General features: G+C 41.5%; 16 protein-coding genes. 8 read left to right on the forward strand and 8 right to left on the reverse strand.

Going from position 1 to position 15,272, the window contains the following annotated elements; genetic code table 11:
• Positions 1 to 198 precede the first annotated feature (198 nt).
• Positions 199 to 804 (reverse strand): hypothetical protein, encoded by a 606-nt coding sequence (locus tag EW142_RS03160; protein WP_130609537.1) that lies wholly within the window; start codon positions 802 to 804, stop codon positions 199 to 201.
• 169 nt (positions 805 to 973) lie between these two features.
• Between EW142_RS03160 and EW142_RS03165 the strand changes: the two genes are divergently transcribed.
• Both EW142_RS03165 and EW142_RS03170 read left to right on the forward strand, forming a co-directional pair.
• Complete coding sequence (locus EW142_RS03165) at positions 974 to 1,507, forward strand: hypothetical protein (protein WP_130609540.1); 534 nt, start codon at positions 974 to 976, stop codon at positions 1,505 to 1,507.
• 79 nt (positions 1,508 to 1,586) lie between these two features.
• Positions 1,587 to 2,609, forward strand: coding sequence for a DUF4405 domain-containing protein (locus tag EW142_RS03170; protein ID WP_130609543.1), 1,023 nt, complete (start codon positions 1,587 to 1,589; stop codon positions 2,607 to 2,609).
• A 170-nt stretch (positions 2,610 to 2,779) separates the two neighbouring features.
• Here the strand turns inward: EW142_RS03170 and EW142_RS03175 are convergent, their stop codons facing one another.
• Positions 2,780 to 3,343, reverse strand: a complete 564-nt coding sequence (locus EW142_RS03175) for a DinB family protein (RefSeq protein WP_130609545.1) — start codon at positions 3,341 to 3,343, stop codon at positions 2,780 to 2,782.
• A gap of 200 nt (positions 3,344 to 3,543) precedes the next feature.
• Between EW142_RS03175 and EW142_RS03180 the strand changes: the two genes are divergently transcribed.
• Positions 3,544 to 4,095, forward strand: a complete 552-nt coding sequence (locus EW142_RS03180; protein WP_130609548.1) for a hypothetical protein — start codon at positions 3,544 to 3,546, stop codon at positions 4,093 to 4,095.
• A gap of 557 nt (positions 4,096 to 4,652) precedes the next feature.
• Here EW142_RS03180 and EW142_RS03185 read toward each other — a convergent pair.
• The 3 genes from EW142_RS03185 to EW142_RS03195 form a co-directional block, all read right to left on the reverse strand.
• Positions 4,653 to 5,777 carry an MATE family efflux transporter gene (locus EW142_RS03185; RefSeq protein WP_130609551.1) on the reverse strand — a complete coding sequence of 375 codons (1,125 nt, stop codon included), beginning with the start codon at positions 5,775 to 5,777 and terminating at the stop codon, positions 4,653 to 4,655.
• Positions 5,778 to 5,904: 127 nt separating this feature from the next.
• Positions 5,905 to 7,377 carry a hypothetical protein gene (locus EW142_RS03190; protein ID WP_205783215.1) on the reverse strand — a complete coding sequence of 491 codons (1,473 nt, stop codon included), beginning with the start codon at positions 7,375 to 7,377 and terminating at the stop codon, positions 5,905 to 5,907.
• A gap of 152 nt (positions 7,378 to 7,529) precedes the next feature.
• On the reverse strand, positions 7,530 to 8,054 hold the full coding sequence (locus EW142_RS03195; RefSeq protein WP_130609556.1) for a GNAT family N-acetyltransferase: 525 nt from the start codon (positions 8,052 to 8,054) through the stop codon (positions 7,530 to 7,532).
• Between the two features lie 32 nt (positions 8,055 to 8,086).
• Here EW142_RS03195 and EW142_RS03200 point away from each other — a divergent pair, with 32 nt between their 5' ends.
• The 3 genes from EW142_RS03200 to EW142_RS03210 all read left to right on the forward strand — a co-directional run bounded on the left by EW142_RS03200 (position 8,087) and on the right by EW142_RS03210 (position 10,153).
• Positions 8,087 to 8,992, forward strand: a complete 906-nt coding sequence (locus EW142_RS03200) for a helix-turn-helix transcriptional regulator (RefSeq protein WP_130609559.1) — start codon at positions 8,087 to 8,089, stop codon at positions 8,990 to 8,992.
• 106 nt (positions 8,993 to 9,098) lie between these two features.
• Positions 9,099 to 9,914 (forward strand): aldo/keto reductase, encoded by an 816-nt coding sequence (locus tag EW142_RS03205; RefSeq protein ID WP_130609562.1) that lies wholly within the window; start codon positions 9,099 to 9,101, stop codon positions 9,912 to 9,914.
• Between the two features lie 17 nt (positions 9,915 to 9,931).
• Positions 9,932 to 10,153 carry a putative antibiotic biosynthesis monooxygenase gene (locus tag EW142_RS03210; protein WP_130609565.1) on the forward strand — a complete coding sequence of 74 codons (222 nt, stop codon included), beginning with the start codon at positions 9,932 to 9,934 and terminating at the stop codon, positions 10,151 to 10,153.
• 21 nt (positions 10,154 to 10,174) lie between these two features.
• Here EW142_RS03210 and EW142_RS03215 read toward each other — a convergent pair whose 3' ends face one another.
• A complete protein-coding gene (locus tag EW142_RS03215; RefSeq protein ID WP_130609568.1) occupies positions 10,175 to 11,278 on the reverse strand; it encodes a hypothetical protein in 1,104 nt (367 codons plus the stop codon).
• A 127-nt stretch (positions 11,279 to 11,405) separates the two neighbouring features.
• Between EW142_RS03215 and EW142_RS03220 the strand changes: the two genes are divergently transcribed.
• Entirely contained in the window at positions 11,406 to 12,665 is a 1,260-nt protein-coding gene (locus tag EW142_RS03220) for a hypothetical protein (RefSeq protein WP_130609571.1), read from the forward strand.
• A 37-nt stretch (positions 12,666 to 12,702) separates the two neighbouring features.
• Here EW142_RS03220 and EW142_RS03225 read toward each other — a convergent pair whose 3' ends face one another.
• Positions 12,703 to 13,707 (reverse strand): metal-dependent hydrolase, encoded by a 1,005-nt coding sequence (locus EW142_RS03225; RefSeq protein WP_130609574.1) that lies wholly within the window; start codon positions 13,705 to 13,707, stop codon positions 12,703 to 12,705.
• Positions 13,708 to 13,870: 163 nt separating this feature from the next.
• The gene (locus EW142_RS03230; protein ID WP_130609577.1) at positions 13,871 to 14,482 is read right to left on the reverse strand and encodes a hypothetical protein; all 612 of its coding nucleotides are present in this window, start codon (positions 14,480 to 14,482) and stop codon (positions 13,871 to 13,873) included.
• A 230-nt stretch (positions 14,483 to 14,712) separates the two neighbouring features.
• Between EW142_RS03230 and EW142_RS03235 the strand changes: the two genes are divergently transcribed.
• The gene (locus tag EW142_RS03235) at positions 14,713 to 15,198 is read left to right on the forward strand and encodes a hypothetical protein (protein ID WP_130609580.1); all 486 of its coding nucleotides are present in this window, start codon (positions 14,713 to 14,715) and stop codon (positions 15,196 to 15,198) included.
• Positions 15,199 to 15,272 lie beyond the last annotated feature (74 nt).

Raw genomic sequence — 15,272 nt, forward strand, 5'->3', positions numbered from 1 at the left:
GGGGAAGGATGAACTTATTCAACAAACATAATTACATAAAATGGTGCACCTTGCCAAAGCTCCGTATGGTTTTAACAAACACATTAGAATAAGTGGGGGGCAAAGAATAGGATAGGCAGCAGGGGTTATTCAAACTTCTATTTTACATAATATAAATTATAGTACAAATGCAAGGAGTTTCTTATTTTAGTAGAATAATCAAACCCATATGAAACATTCCGTGGTCTTGGCAGCGTTTTCCTTTTCTTTTCGATAGTATTGAAAAGTAACCACAAAACCTATGGATATAAGAAGGATCATCATGACCGAGGACAGGAATGGAAGTCCCATCTGACGCATGATATAATTGGATTTGCTTGGAAACTCCAAGTGCATCAGAATCCCAGCAGAACTTGGAACAGGCCCCTTTAAGTCCGTGGTGAAAGTATTCTTTGTGTTGATCGGATGGTCGTTGGAAATACTGCTTTTGCAAAAATCAAACCTGTACTTTAAATCGATGTTCGAGGCAAGAAGCTCGGTACGGATAATGGAATCCACACTCTGCCATTCGTCCTTGGACTCAAAAGTCGCCTTGCAAGAGCTGTTGGAATCGTTCCCCAGGCAATAGTCGTTCACGCTCTGACACACCTGATAGTCCTCGGACACATTATTGACTATGGATTCAAGGGCCAGTGAAGCCTTTTCATTGAAATGCGCTTCCTGTTCGATAGCGGCGGTATAGACATATACTATCTGATTGGCCAAGAGCCCCAACAACAGCATCGAAACGATGGCCATCAACAGGTATGTTCTTTTGTGTCTCACGTGGTCAAATTTAGGTATTAATCGTCCGTATCCCAGAAAATTAACCGCGCTATAACATGAAATAACCGCGCTATAACCCACATCATGGAAGGGTTTCATTTAGTTTGTGCATCAGTATGAATAGTTTGCGTCTTTAAAGGCGGCAATTAAAATTAAAAACATGCATATCATGAGATTAAACCCAAAAACAATCGTATTTCCGGCCTTCTTGGCATTTGGAATGTTATTTAGTACCAATGCCGTAGCCCAGACTTCTTTTTGTACGGATAAGAAAGAGGCCAAGGCTTCCTGTGCCATGGATGAGGAGGGCAAGAAAGCCTCTTGTGGTACTTCGAGTAAGGCGATGGCCGAATCCACCTCCGGATGTTCCCCTTCTGGATGTCGCGGGGCAAAGACGAAATTTGGAGAGGCCAAGGTCATCAGCAACCTTCGTTTGGACCTTATTGCAGTTAAAGCGGAAATGGAAAAATCAAAGAGCCCTGTGTTCGAATCACGGGTGTACGATATTCACGGCATCGTTGGTGAAACCGATGATGAAAGCCTACAGATCATTGTAAGGGAATTGAAGATCATGGAGGAGGCATTTGCCGAAAAACTGAGATACACTGCACTTGCGTTCAACCTTCCAAAGAACAAGGCAAAGCAAGTGAGCTATTTAAAGGGTCGCATAGAGGGGCTTAAAGAGGTGCTATCTACCCAATAGATAAAAGATTTGTTAATCGGGAATCCCCAATTGCCCATTGGGGATTCTTCATTTTTACCATCAAACGAAGCCATAGCAAATGACGTTCAGAAAAATCATAAGCCTTTCTGTGGGCTTGAGCTTTATGGTTCTGCTCATTACCGGGATACTGTCCTATTTCAACGAGTATTCCCGCATAACAGCCACTTTACACACTGTTTTCGGAATACTCTTCACCGCAGGTGCAGTACTGCACATGAGGAACAATTTCCGCTCCATCAAGATGTACAGTAAGGGCCGGATTATATTGTTTGTTTCACTGGTTGCGCTAATGTTCATATCCGCCGGATATTTTCAGGTAGAGCCATTGGGGTCCATGATGGATTTTGGGGCTAGGTCCAAGGCCAAGGCCAAAAAGGAACTTAATCTTTCGGAATACGAGGTCATCGAAATGAATGGCCAAAAGGCTATTGAGCTCACTATAAATCTATTGCGTTCCGAGCACTATTGGCATCCCCAGATGGCGGTTTGGCTTGAGGATGATAATGGAAACTATCTCGAAACACTATTTGTATCAAAGGCCACGGCCAAAGGATTGTTCTTTGGGGGACGAAGCAAGGATAATTTCAAGGAGTTTGATGAAGCGAAAGATGCGGTAGGCGACTTTAGAAGGGTCAATGCATTGCCCGTTTGGTCACACAAAAGAGGGGTCCAATATTCCGATGGGATGTACGTACCTACCCATCGGGACGATTTTCCAGATGCGATTACCGGTGAGACCATAACAGACAACTTTAACCTGAATACTTCGACGGATAGGACAACAAAGTTCAGGGTGAGAGTGGAGCTGAACGTTGCTTTTGACGACAATGAGTATTATTCCGAGTACGACTTCCCGAACGATGAAGTTTTCCATAGTGGTACTGGGCAGTTGGGGCAACCTTCCATTATTTTCGAAACTATGGTCGATATGGAGGACGGTAAACAATATTATTTGATGGAACTTGTGGGACATGGGCACCAATCCGGGCAGACGGGTGAGCTCTTTACCGATCTGTCGACCCTTACCACGGCAAAACGGATTGTGGAAAGGATAGTTGTCGGTGCTAAGAAAAACACATAGCCAAACGTACAATAAATCCAAGATCAAAAATGTTCGGATAACTTGTTTGGGTTTGGGGCAAATTTGACAGCAACAACGAATGGCTCTATTCTCAGTGTATCACTCCAGGTTTTATCGTCTATAAGGGCAAACAGGAAAGGCTTCATGCGGTACATTATGATACAGATGTTTTATTTGGGGAAGCGGTTCTTTATGGTTGCTATTTGCCCCATATGGTTGGCTGAATGTTCCATCACATGGTACCAGATATAGTGGTAGTTTAATCCCTCTTCTATATTCGATGAGAACCAAGCATCATCTTTGGTTTTGAGTCCATTTAGGGTTTTTTCACGGACTTTATCCCATAAATCCAAATAATACCTAATCGGCTTACCTTTGAGTATGCTTTTTACTTCTTCATTAAGTTCTCCTGCCATACCCAATTCCGTTCGTTCATCTTCTGTCCATTCTCGGCCCTCCAATGTCGCTATTTGGTAATAGGATTCCGTAGACACCAAATGCATGAGCAATGATCCTATGCTATTGGCATCAGCATCATACAAGAAATCAGTTTGTGATTGGTCCAAGTCTTTAACTTGTTGGGTAATTCTGTCTTTTAGGTCTTCTAACATATAGACCATTAGACCAATCTGTGGTGAATAACCTTCAACCGATTTTAGTTCTCCTTGTGCGTTCAACAGTATCATTGGTAATAAAAGCAGCAAAAGGCTGATTTTTGTTTTCAAGGATTTCATAGTATCGTGTTCAGATTAATACGTTGATATGAAAAGAAATTCTAAGTTACTATTTCTGGTCATACAAATGTTTATGTGGGTAAAACTGCCCCAATACTTCCGACCAAGCTGTTCAAGGTTAACTTGTATAACAGACTGATACGCGTCATTGTAGGCCACAGTCTTCAGGAATACTTTTGGGGTCAAAAAACTTGAAAACCATGAAATTTTGTGTATTCCTTTTTTCTTTTTTGTTTTTGATTGTTGCATACGGGCAAGATGCCGAAGAGCAAACAATAAAAACTACTGTTGGTTTTGAACTGGATGCGGTACCCTACATATTCGAGGGATATTATGGTTCAGTCTGGGTGGGTCACAATCATTTTAGGTATAGGGCGGTAATTACAAAAATAGAGACACCGAGCTTTATCTTGGAAGATGGCTTTACCAATAATGAAATGAGAGTTTATGCCGCTATTGTAGATTATTTTTTTAAACCTGACTTCAAAGGTTGGTGGATTGGGCCTGGTCTGGAGTACTGGGATGCCAGTATACAGACCGATGCCCAATTGGAAACAGCAGAATACAACAATTTCATATTCACGCTTGGCGGCGGGTATGTCTGGAAATTTCACAAGAATTTTTATTTGAACCCTTGGGCGGCAGTACATCTCAGGATTGCAGGTGATACAGAAGTAAGTGTAGATCAAAGTAGCTATGAAACACCACTTATCGTACCTGAAATCTCACTCAAGCTAGGTTGGCATTTTTAATCCAATGATTGATATTATGCAAGGCCCAGAGTTACATCAAAATATTGGAACTCCCCTTCTCCCCTTCTCCGCTATATCGAGCTTCAAAGGGTTCGTTTAGAGTTTGGCAGAAACCGTATTCCATTTGGAATATATTGACCTTCCCAATAGCCTAATTTTAGTTTTCAAAACACTATCTATGTAAATTTAACGTTAATTAAATGTAAATTAATTATTTCTTTATTAAATTTGGGGTGTATATATTGCTTATACGAAAGCATGATGAAACGGATTAAAAGCATTTTGTGTGTGACTCTTGGGCCTTACAACCATCTTATTGAATACTTAAGAGCCTATGGGCGTAAGTTCAGGAATTTTCAGAGATTGATTTACAGCGTTTGATGTAAACATCCAATGAAGCTGGCTCTAGGTAGTTTTTTGCAAAATGCTGAGTGTAGGCTTTCTCCCTTGTCAAAAATTTTATGGCTTCTACTTTGGATTTTAAAAATGTAACTTCCCTATTCTCCTTCTCGGCTCTTTGAAGCTTCGATGGATTTGTTTGTAGTTCTGCAAGCGAGTTAACTTGCAATACGCTGTTTTTTGGCACGAAATACCTGCAAGGTCAATGCACCATAGGTCACCGATAGAATGATGACAGCAAGCGCGATACCGGCGTAAGGAATCATGGCGACCAAACGCAATAGAATGGCAAACCCCAAGGCCACAAAGGTCACAGGCCAAAAGCCCCAATCTTTATCTTTACTGTTCCTCAGATAATAAGCCATCAAAATAGCGGCAACGACCTGGCCAAACACCAAACTAAACACAAAAACGGCAGCAGCAAAAAGTCCTAATTTGATACCTATGGTTATAAAAAAGGTAATGAGGATCGCGACAGGGATCCCGATCAAGTAGATCAAGCCAAAGCCAAAGCTCTTTAACCAATTGTCCTCTAAACCTTCCACAGCACTTGCAAAGGCATTTCTAAAGAGGGCATGGAAGAACAGAATGGCCAAAAAGGAAGAAAAGATATAGATCACCCATTTTTTCACTGAGCTAATCCCAAGTACAATTGCTGATATTTGTGATTCTTCCTCAAGATCTTCATTGAACTGGGCATTGGCATTCACCAAGGCATTGTTGAAATTTATTTCTCCACCGCTATCCCAGTATTCCACATCTTTATGGAATTTCGCGTTGGTCCCTAGTGTAAGATCTTCTCCCGCTATCTTTGAGGGTCCCCGTATGGTTCCGTCGATGGAGACATCCCCTCCGCTAATTTTTAGCCCTTCGATAACTTCACCATTGACAGTAACGTCGCCGCCGTGGCAGACGAGCTTACCGTTTATCAGGGCATTCTCTGTAAGGATAATTTCCCCTCCAAAAACAACTAGGTCGTCCCCAATCTCGGAGTCAATGGTTATTCTTCCTCCGGCAACACGAACATCATCGGCTATAGGGCCTTCGACCGAAATTTCTCCACCAGCCGCGGTAAGGTCGCCATCAATACGGTCTTTAACGCTAAGGCTTGCGCCCGCCATAACCAGGTCGCCCTGTACTGGGGCATTTACTTTGATGGTTTCTCCAGCGACGTAAGTATCGTCGGCCTGTGCTTTGTCGATTAAGATTTCTTTGCTTTCCTCATTCTGACCAAATGACAATGCAGAAGAGAGTACAAGTAATAAAGTTGCTAGTTTTTTCATAAGTGCTCGGTTTTCTATCAAGCACCAAAGCTACTCGCTGTCAAAGGTTTAAGCAATGATATAGGTCATTATGAACCCTTCCCCTTTCAACGGTGAGAAAGTGGTAGGTGCCTTACGTTCTGTTTCGCTATTCTGGTATATTAATATTCCAATCATAGACGTCAACCAGTTCATTTAATAGTGGAATTTGTCTATCTATAATAACGGCCAGGTCATTAAAAATAATTCGACCTTCGGTTTTAGGGTTATTGTCCTGACCCAGAAAAACGGCGTCCAGTAATTCGGACTCATTCAGAAAACGCGAGTTGGTCAAATCGATATGGTTGATATCATCCAAACTCTGCGGAGCAGCAAGCTGCTTTAAATGTACCGAGGATAAATTCAAGAATTCCAGCTGGGTTTGTTGGGTGATGTCCAACTCTTCAATATAATTGGCATACAGGTTTAAAAACTTGATTTCGGTATTGTTCGATAGGTCCAGCTGCGTAAGGCTATTATTGGTGATGTACAAATTCTCCAAGTTTACGTTGGCGCTCAAATCTATTTGCTCCAATTCGTTGAGCTGCAGAATCAAGGTGGTCAATTTTTGGTTTTGGGAAACATCTAATGAACTCATCTTATGACCTCGAATGGTTACATGGTACAGTTCGGGGTGCAATGCCAGGTTCAGATTCTCAATGGTTCCGGTCACTCCCAGAAATTTTAGGTTGGTCAGGGTGGACAAGCCCTTGATCTCGGTATCGAAATCGTCACTTACCACCAATATTTCCAGCAATGGGTTTTTGGACACGTCAATGGAGTTCAACTCGCCAAACCTTACAGCCAGATGGTTCAGTTTAGGAAATCGCTCCAAAATGGAATCAATATTGGGCAAGGTGTTGTCGCCCACTCCCAAGAAAGTTAAGTTGGGCAGTTCTTCCAGCTGAAGGGTTTGAATTTTATCACCCTTGCCATTCCCAGTAATTTGTAGGTGCAGTCCGGTGACTTCTGTAACATCCGTAGTGCTCAGTGTTATGGTATATTCCCCTGCGGCAGCATAGCGGTGTTCTATTCTATCACTAGGTGCCTGAATTTCGGAAGGGGCTTCGGCCACCTCTTCACTTCCATCACCCCAATCGATATGGTACAGCGAACGGTATCCTTGCATTACCGTTACATCAATAAATCGCAGTCGGTTTTGGCCATCTGATTCAGATTGCACCCTAAAAGTTGCCACTTTTTGATTTTTGTAATGCTCAAACTGTAGAGTAAGCGGATTATCTATTGTGTAATTTTTTAACTCTTCTTGGGTGGCATATATTTTGATCTGCCCGAAGGCCGGGTCTTCCACTTCAAAGATGTAGGTGCCTTCAGAATTTAAGTCCACTTCAACTTCCTGCACCTCGTTATAGGGAATAGCGTTCTGTCGGTTGACCATTCCATTTGCCTGGGTTATGGTTAAATCCCCTACTCCGGAAGTGTCCGTATTGGTAACAATCTCAATGGGAAGTAATTGAGTTGCGCTGCCTTGATCGTTGGATTCCTCTTTTTCACAAGAAAAAAGCATGAAAAAAACTAAGTATGCAACAAGTATTCTGAGGGATTTGAGGCGGAAGGTCATTGGATAGGTTTTTGGATAATATCTAACGTAAGAATGCTAGAATTAGTGCCTGTCGCAGATGACATTTCCAGCCAAAAATACTCCTAAAGAAGCATACCTTTTGATAGCTGTTGGCAATATTTAGGGGTAATTACCTATTAAACCAAAGTAGCTTAGTGATTTACCAACCGCTTTGCCATCGCCATAAACTCAAAAGTGTCTTTTCCGATATTGAATTGGTGCTCGCCCACGGTTTTGAAGTTATTTTTTTCGTAAAAGCGGATGGCTCTTTGATTTCCCTTATAAACAGATAGCCAAATGAGCTCACATCCACTGGCTTTTGCTTTTTTGAGCAACACATCTTGCAGGCGTTTGCCAATTTTCATGGATAAAAAATCCTTTAGGACATAAATTTTCTGTAGTTGACCTGCCTTCTCCGAGGGAACAAAATCAGATGGAGAATGGAGTTTTAGTTTGGCATAGCCTACCGGAAGACGGTCAACAAGAGCTATCCAATACGCATTGTTTTCTTTTTGAAGACTTTGCTCAATCTTATCAACAGAGAAAGTGGTGTCCAGATAGTTTTTTAATCCCTCCCGGTCGGTGAACAAGTTGCCAAAAGTTTCGGTGAATGTAATTCTTCCCAGTAAAGCAATCGAAGAGGCGTCTTCTTTATTCGCCAATCGTATTTCTTCCATATACTGAGGGTTTCATTTTATATATTTAAGCATTGAAAGGTAACACTTCATATTTTAAAGGTATCTCCGAATTGCTCGATGGCCTGAAAACGGTAAAGCCATTGAGTGAACACTTTCATATTCATAAATTTAGTGATACCCCGAATAGTTGGCTGAAGGAAACGCAAATTTTTCGAAGCAACACCTACGCCATTATTCTGATGATACAGGGCGAGGCAGATTACAAAATCGGACTTTCGGACTATCATATCGGTGACAGCAGCCTTTACTTTATGGCCCCGGCGCATTTGCGCTATTACAATCGACTTTCCGAATGGGATGGCTATGTGCTACTTTTTATGGATGAATTCATTTTGAACAACAGTTTAAAAAAGCTGGTTACCGGCTTTAAGGGTTTCAAAATATCATCGGAAGTGGTCATTAACCTCAATAAACAAGCGCTTGAAGAATCGGAACGTATTTTTAAATACCTATATGACGTCTCTTATTCCGACAGCAAAACCAAGTTTAAAAAAGCTGAAGCCTTGTTGGAACTTTTAATGATTCATATGACAGAATTGTACGACACACAGTTTGAGACTCAAAATGCATCGAAACCACACCGCATTTTTAAAATGTTCGAACACATTGTGGAAGATCATCTTTATGCTATTATCCAAGACAAGGCGGAAAAGCAAATTACCATAGGGGAGATAGCTGAACGGATTCATGTAAATTCCACTTATTTGGGTGAAGTCATAAAGAAAGCCACAGGACGCACGCCCAAAGAAATCCTGTCGGACCGTTTTGTTTTGGAGGCAAAGTCTTTATTGGGCAATACTGATATGGCCGTAAATGAAATTGCCTACTTTTTAAAGTTCCAAGATGCCTCCAACTTCACCAAATTCTTTAGAGCAAAAACTGGTATTTCACCTACCAAGTACAGAAATTTTAAGTAGAATTAATTCAAAAACTGGGATTTTCACCAGTATCACTTCGTTCTTCACCACATAATCACCTTCCTTTTGAAGGACATTTGTACCATAAAATTTAAACATCGTACAAATGAAAACTAAAGACACTTTTACATTAGGAGATTTCGAAATCAACCGACTAGGTTTTGGAACAATGAGAAGCACAACTGGTAATGGCATTTGGGGAGACTCCCTCAATAAGGAAAATGCGATTTCAGTTATTAGAACAGCCATAGAAAATGGCGTGAACTTTATCGACACAGCCGACTCTTACGGACCTTATACCTCCGAACTTTTGGTAGAAGAAGCCGTGCGACCTTTCAAAGACAACGTGCTTGTTGCTACTAAAGGTGGCGCGGTTAAGTATAAGCCGGGGGCCGTATTGGCCAATGGCCACCCATATTATTTGCGTACCGCTATTGAAGGGAGTTTGCGAAGATTGCAGCGGGAAACCATAGACCTGTATTTTTTACATCGGGTTGACCCTAACATCCCCATTGAGGATTCGGTGGGTGCCTTGGCCCAATTTCAAAAGGAAGGGAAAATAAAACATATTGGTATCTCCAATGTCACTGTTGAGCAATTCGACAGAGCGCAATCAGTAGCCAAAATCGATGCCGTTCAAAATGCCTTCAATTATGGTGATCGACGGTATGAGGACGTGGTAAAGCAAACCACTGACCAAAACATTGCCTTTATCGCCCATACACCGGTTGCAGCAAACCAGTGGGACATAAACGCCTTGAAAGCGGCCAATGAAAAGGGAATCTCGGTTAACCAACTTTCCTTGAAGTGGTTATTGGACTACGCAGCCAATGTTATCTCCATTCCAGGTACATCTTCCCAATCACATCTGATGGAGAATTTGACATCGAAAAATGTGCACTTGGAAACACTAAATGTTTAAGAATAAAAAAGAGTACAATGAAAAAGCTAAAAAATGCAGTAATAGTTTGGGTAGCCATCTACCCAACTATTACTTTGATTATGGTAGTTTTCGGAGAAATGCTGTCCGAATTGCCCATTTATTTGAGAACCTTAATCCTAACACTAATTTTGGTTCCTGCCATGGTCTACTTCCTAATTCCATTTTGGACCAAGGTGTTTAACAAACAGAACATTGTTCAGGAGGATTTAAATAAATAAACGAATTCCAAGGAAAGACCACTATTCTATTTTCAACCCTTGGGTATTGGCAAACCTGCCAGTGACCAACCAGCCCCCAAAATTTTCAGAAACAGCCAATAATAGTGTGTTCTTTCCTTTTTTTAGATTTAGATACACGGCATCAAAAAGTCCGATGGTGCCCAAGTAACGGTAATCCCTAGTCCGAAACCCATTGTTTCCTTTGTAGATGGGCTCGCCGTTTAATAGGACCACTACTCTATCACTGTATCCGAACTCAAACAATCGGGTTTCATCTTTATTTGCTGTGATGGTGAGTTTGGCAAAAACGGTATTGCCCGGGGTATCATCCCGTAGTTCCACTTTTCTTGAAATATTGGCGGCAACCCCTTCTTCCAAGACTATTTTTTGGCCCCATTTGCGTCCATTGATGACTGATTGTACGTTGTTGGGATTGTCCAATAGTTTTTCTTCAAACTTATCGGATACCTCCCATTGCGCTATAGCACCTTCTATAGGCTCCCGTTCGCCGGGATTGAAATCCTTTAGCTCAAATTCATCTTTGTTTACCTTGAAGTTGGCCAAATGAATGCCGTTCGCCAAACCGCCAGTGAAAGTTAAGCCTCCAGCCTTGGCCTCATGAAACAATTGCCATGACAAATTGGGTTTTTCGGCATGGTCTAGATACACTTGGGCCTTATCATCATGTACCACTATTTTAACATGCATCCACTGGTCTACCGGATAGTCATAAACAAACGAATACTTTGGCCCAAAATAAAACTGCCAAGGGGTAATCCCTTTGAATACAGCAACCGCCTGGTTGGCATCAGGATTGCCCGATTGATGGGGACGGATATAAAACTGCTCGGCATCTGAACCATTCGATCTAAAATAGACTCCAGGAAACCCTCGGGTCTCTGTCATATAAATATCATATTCAATGGTCCCATTTAAAAAATTGGCATCTTTTAGTGTCATCGAACCCGCCTGCAGATAAATGGCATCTTTCCCCTTAAAGGATTCCAATACATAGGATCGGGCATTGATATCCCAATTCACCGTATCCAAGGGAATGATCTCCTGTGACAGGGCAATAATCGAATGAAAAAGTAGGAACGCAAAGAAAATAGTTGACTTGCTCATGTTTTTGATTTTTGATGATGCTAAGAAAAAAGTAAGCGGGCAAATGAAGAAAACAAGTTCGTTCAAGTTGATTCATTCCCATTCATGCGTTGGAATTTTTGCAATCTTTGTGGTCTAACACCATGTAATGTATCACGAACTGGCATACGTTCAAAAATGTTTGGAGCAGATTGAAACGCAACTGGGATGGGGCGCTTCCGATTCGTGGCACAACGACATGTTTGTGGAGCTCAGCGAGCGCATTCAGCAAGAGACCAAAGTGCTTTTGAGCCCTGTGACCCTTAAAAGGGTCTGGGGGCGAATCGACTATAAAAGCGCTCCGAGTATTACCACATTGAATACCCTAGCAAAATTTGCCGGTTTTGAAAACTGGCGAGATTTTAAGGGAAATCTCCCCGAGAAAAAAAGTTCGGGTATAACGAGAAAGATACGGGCCAATTTGGGTGTTATTATGATGAGTGCTTCGGTTATGACCTTGGTTTTTATTTCTTTTTACTCCTTAAGGGGTCCGTCCCAAGTAGAGGAACCGATTGATGTTTCAAAAGTGGTCTTCAATAGCAGGCCTATTGCCAAAGGCTTACCTAACTCCGTGGTCTTTGACCTTGATTTGGGAGAAATCAAATCTGACAGTATCCATATCCAACAATATTGGGACCCTACAAAGACCATTGACCTCCAACCAGGCCAAAAACAAGCCACAGGACAGTACTATTTTCCGGGTTATTTTAGGGCAAAACTTTTGGTGGATGGAAAAGCCATCAAACAACATGATCTTTTTATTAAAACCCAAGGTTGGTTGGGCACTCTGGACTATCGCCCTATTCCGAAATACTTAAAATCCCAAGAGGTGTATGAAGGCAACCTTGCTTTTCCCAAAAGAGCGATTGAAGAAATAGAAGCCAGTGAGAAGCCTATAAGATCTACCTTTCACAGGGTCATGGATTTTGAAACCATTTCAGGTGATAATTTTGAGCTTCGTTCCACCCTTAAAAATACCTATCGGGATAAGTGGGCGGTGTGTCAAATGGCCTACATTATTGTGTTAGGTACCAAAGGTGCTATGGTCATTGCATTGGGCATTCCAGGTTGTGCCTCTGAATTATGGGTTATGATGAACGACGTTTATCTCGATGGAAAGGAAAAAGATCTTTCGGGCCTAGGTATTGATCTGTCAGAACCCAAAGAGATTAAGGTTCTGGTGAAAGAAAAGAAGTTAACCGTTAGTTTTGCAAATCAAACCCTTTTCGCCGGCAGTTATAATGAAACTATTGGCAGAATAGCAGGACTTCGCTATCGATTCTTGGGCACCGGAGAGGTGCACCAAAGTATACTTTCCGATTTGGACGGTGAGACCGTCATCGATTTTATGGATGATGACGCACTTTAACCTTACTTTTTAGAACAGGGACTAAATGAAAGCCCATCTAGGGCCTCCCCTTTATGCGTTCCCAAATTTGGGATAAGAGGTAATTTGCATCTCGCTCCGTTTTTGGAGTTTCTGTGGCCCTAATGCGGCCATTTATTTCTTCTAAAAGATAAGTGAAGGCAAAAAACGGGGGCTGATCCTTACGGGGTACAAGCCCAAACCGCAAATCATAAAAATACCATTGGTCCATTTTTTGTTCTATGATGAACCATCCTTCTGTTATGGTCATCAAACGTTGTACATTGGGAAACTTCATCATTATTGTCGATTCCTTTCGATTTTTGGGATAGGTTTCAAAACGAATAGGCGCAGTGTCAAAAAGAGAATAATCAGCAATGAGATAGCTGTCAGCCGTTTCAATATTGGCATTCCACAATAGGGTAGTCAATGGTGCGGGACGCGTGCTGATATTGCTATACGCTATTTGTTGGTCGTTAAGCGCTTGCTCAAATTTTTGATTCACTACTTCCTTGATAACCAACGTTAATATGAGATATCCAGTTGAAATGCCCAATCCAGCTATGTTCAGACGTCTTCTCATCTTTGAATCCCTTTTATAAAAAAGAAGCACTAGGGTCAGTAACAAAAATGGAAGGGTGTACAAAGGGTCAATCACAAAAATTGAATTAAAGGCCAAGCGCACTTTAAATGGCCAAAAGAGTTGTGTTCCCCAAGTTGTGAAAGCATCCAGCAAGGGGTGTGTGAAAAGACCCAAAAAAAAGAGCTTGGCCCAAGGTTTCCAACCTAAATTGTGCTTTCGCTCCAGCTTATTGACCAACCATCCCAATATGGGAGCCAACAACACGCCAAAAACTATGGAATGGCTGAACCCTCGATGCAGCTCGATGGCCGTGATGGTGTCAGTTAAAAAATTAGCGATAACATCCAAATCAGGAATCGTGCCTGCAATGGCACCGTAAAGCAATGCTTTGTTCCCTACTTTCTTTCCTAAGGTGGCCTCTCCTACCGCGGCTCCTAAAACTATTTGGGTCAGTGAATCCAAATAAAATTCTTTAAGCGCTAAAATAGGGATTCCTAAAATTATAGCTCGTCAGAAACGACAAGCTGTCCTACTCTACTTAAAGGTCAATGAAGGTGGTTAATTCGAACGCAGCTAAACTCAATGTCCCACTGCCAAAGTTGTTGGGTATAACTTCTTACAGGGTCTAATGTATTCCTCTACAATTGTTCTCCAAAGTCACCTGAATTTTATCTATTTCCGTGGCGCCTGGTGGCAACTCTTCCGTTGTCAAGCCTTCATAAGCATTAGCTGCCTTCCATTGGGCAATGGTTTCACTAAAAAAAGCTGAGGCTATGGAATCGGTTTCATACACAAACAAATCATAGGCCTCTCCTTGGTCCCCTCCGAAACGGGTCACCACTTGCCACTTGCCATTTTCCTTATAAGAGGTGTTGGTCCAGTCGGACTGTGGATAGAATTTTTCATCTGAGGGTCGTAGCAGTACCCAAATATCCTTGTTGTGATTTTCCGGATATACGCCCATACTAAGAATTCGGCAGTTCACTGCGTCGCCAGCAACGGGAGAGATGACCTGCACTTGTGTTACCGGATATTCCACCTGCAATTTGTTACCTGTGTCGAAAGTCTCATTTATGGGAATGGGATTCATAGAGCCGTAAGTAAACCCTCCGTAAATCAACAATACAATCCCAATACTGGCCAAACCTACACTTAAGCCTGGATTTTTTCTATATAATATGGCAAATAAGATAAAGATGATGCCTCCAACTACCGAAATGATTACACTTGTGAACATTTTAAAGCAATTTTAATCGTGAATTCAATGTTTTATGAACTTCTTAACAATATAAGTATTTTTAGGGCACAATGCTAAGCAAAATGGTCACTGCGGGGCTTATACAGCAATCGACCACTAAATCGTCACTCACGTTAATGTATTGGAATTAGGGAAAGAAATTGCGCTGAAATTATCAAAAAAATGTCCAAACACTCCTAAAATATTCGTCTTTTATAAAACTACTTCTCATGAAAAAAATATTTTACCTAGCCCTCCTTTTTTGTTCAATAATTTTAGTGGGGAACATCCATGCTCAAACTCAAGGAGTTTTTTCAGAAACCCTCTTAGGTGGCTGGAACGGTACTGGCACTCTTTTTAATCAAAAGGCCTCATTTAAAATGCAATGGGAAAATGAGCTGAATTCCAAGTTTATGGTGCTAAATTTTGAAAACAGGTTTAACGATAAATCGGGTGTGGAAAGAGTAATGAACGCCAAAGCTTATTATAATTTAGAACAGAATAAAGGGGTTTGGTTTGATTCAAGAGGAATGATATTACCCTTGGTTTTGGAGATTAACAATGACAGCATGACCGTTTTATGGGGAGACCAGGAGACTGAAAAAGGAAAGACCATTTATTCCTTGGTTGATGATGAACACATGAGCGTTGAGGACTTCGTGTTCAAAGATAATTCCTATATGCTTTTTGGGAGGGCACTCTATCTTAAGGAGTAAACAAAATGGGGGTTCTACTTAGTAAATTGAAGTGAGTAGAATTTTCTTGAATCCTTAACTTCCATGATTTCCGT

The sequence above is a fragment of the Flagellimonas allohymeniacidonis genome, assembly GCF_004296335.1.
Lineage (GTDB): Bacteria > Bacteroidota > Bacteroidia > Flavobacteriales > Flavobacteriaceae > Flagellimonas > Flagellimonas allohymeniacidonis.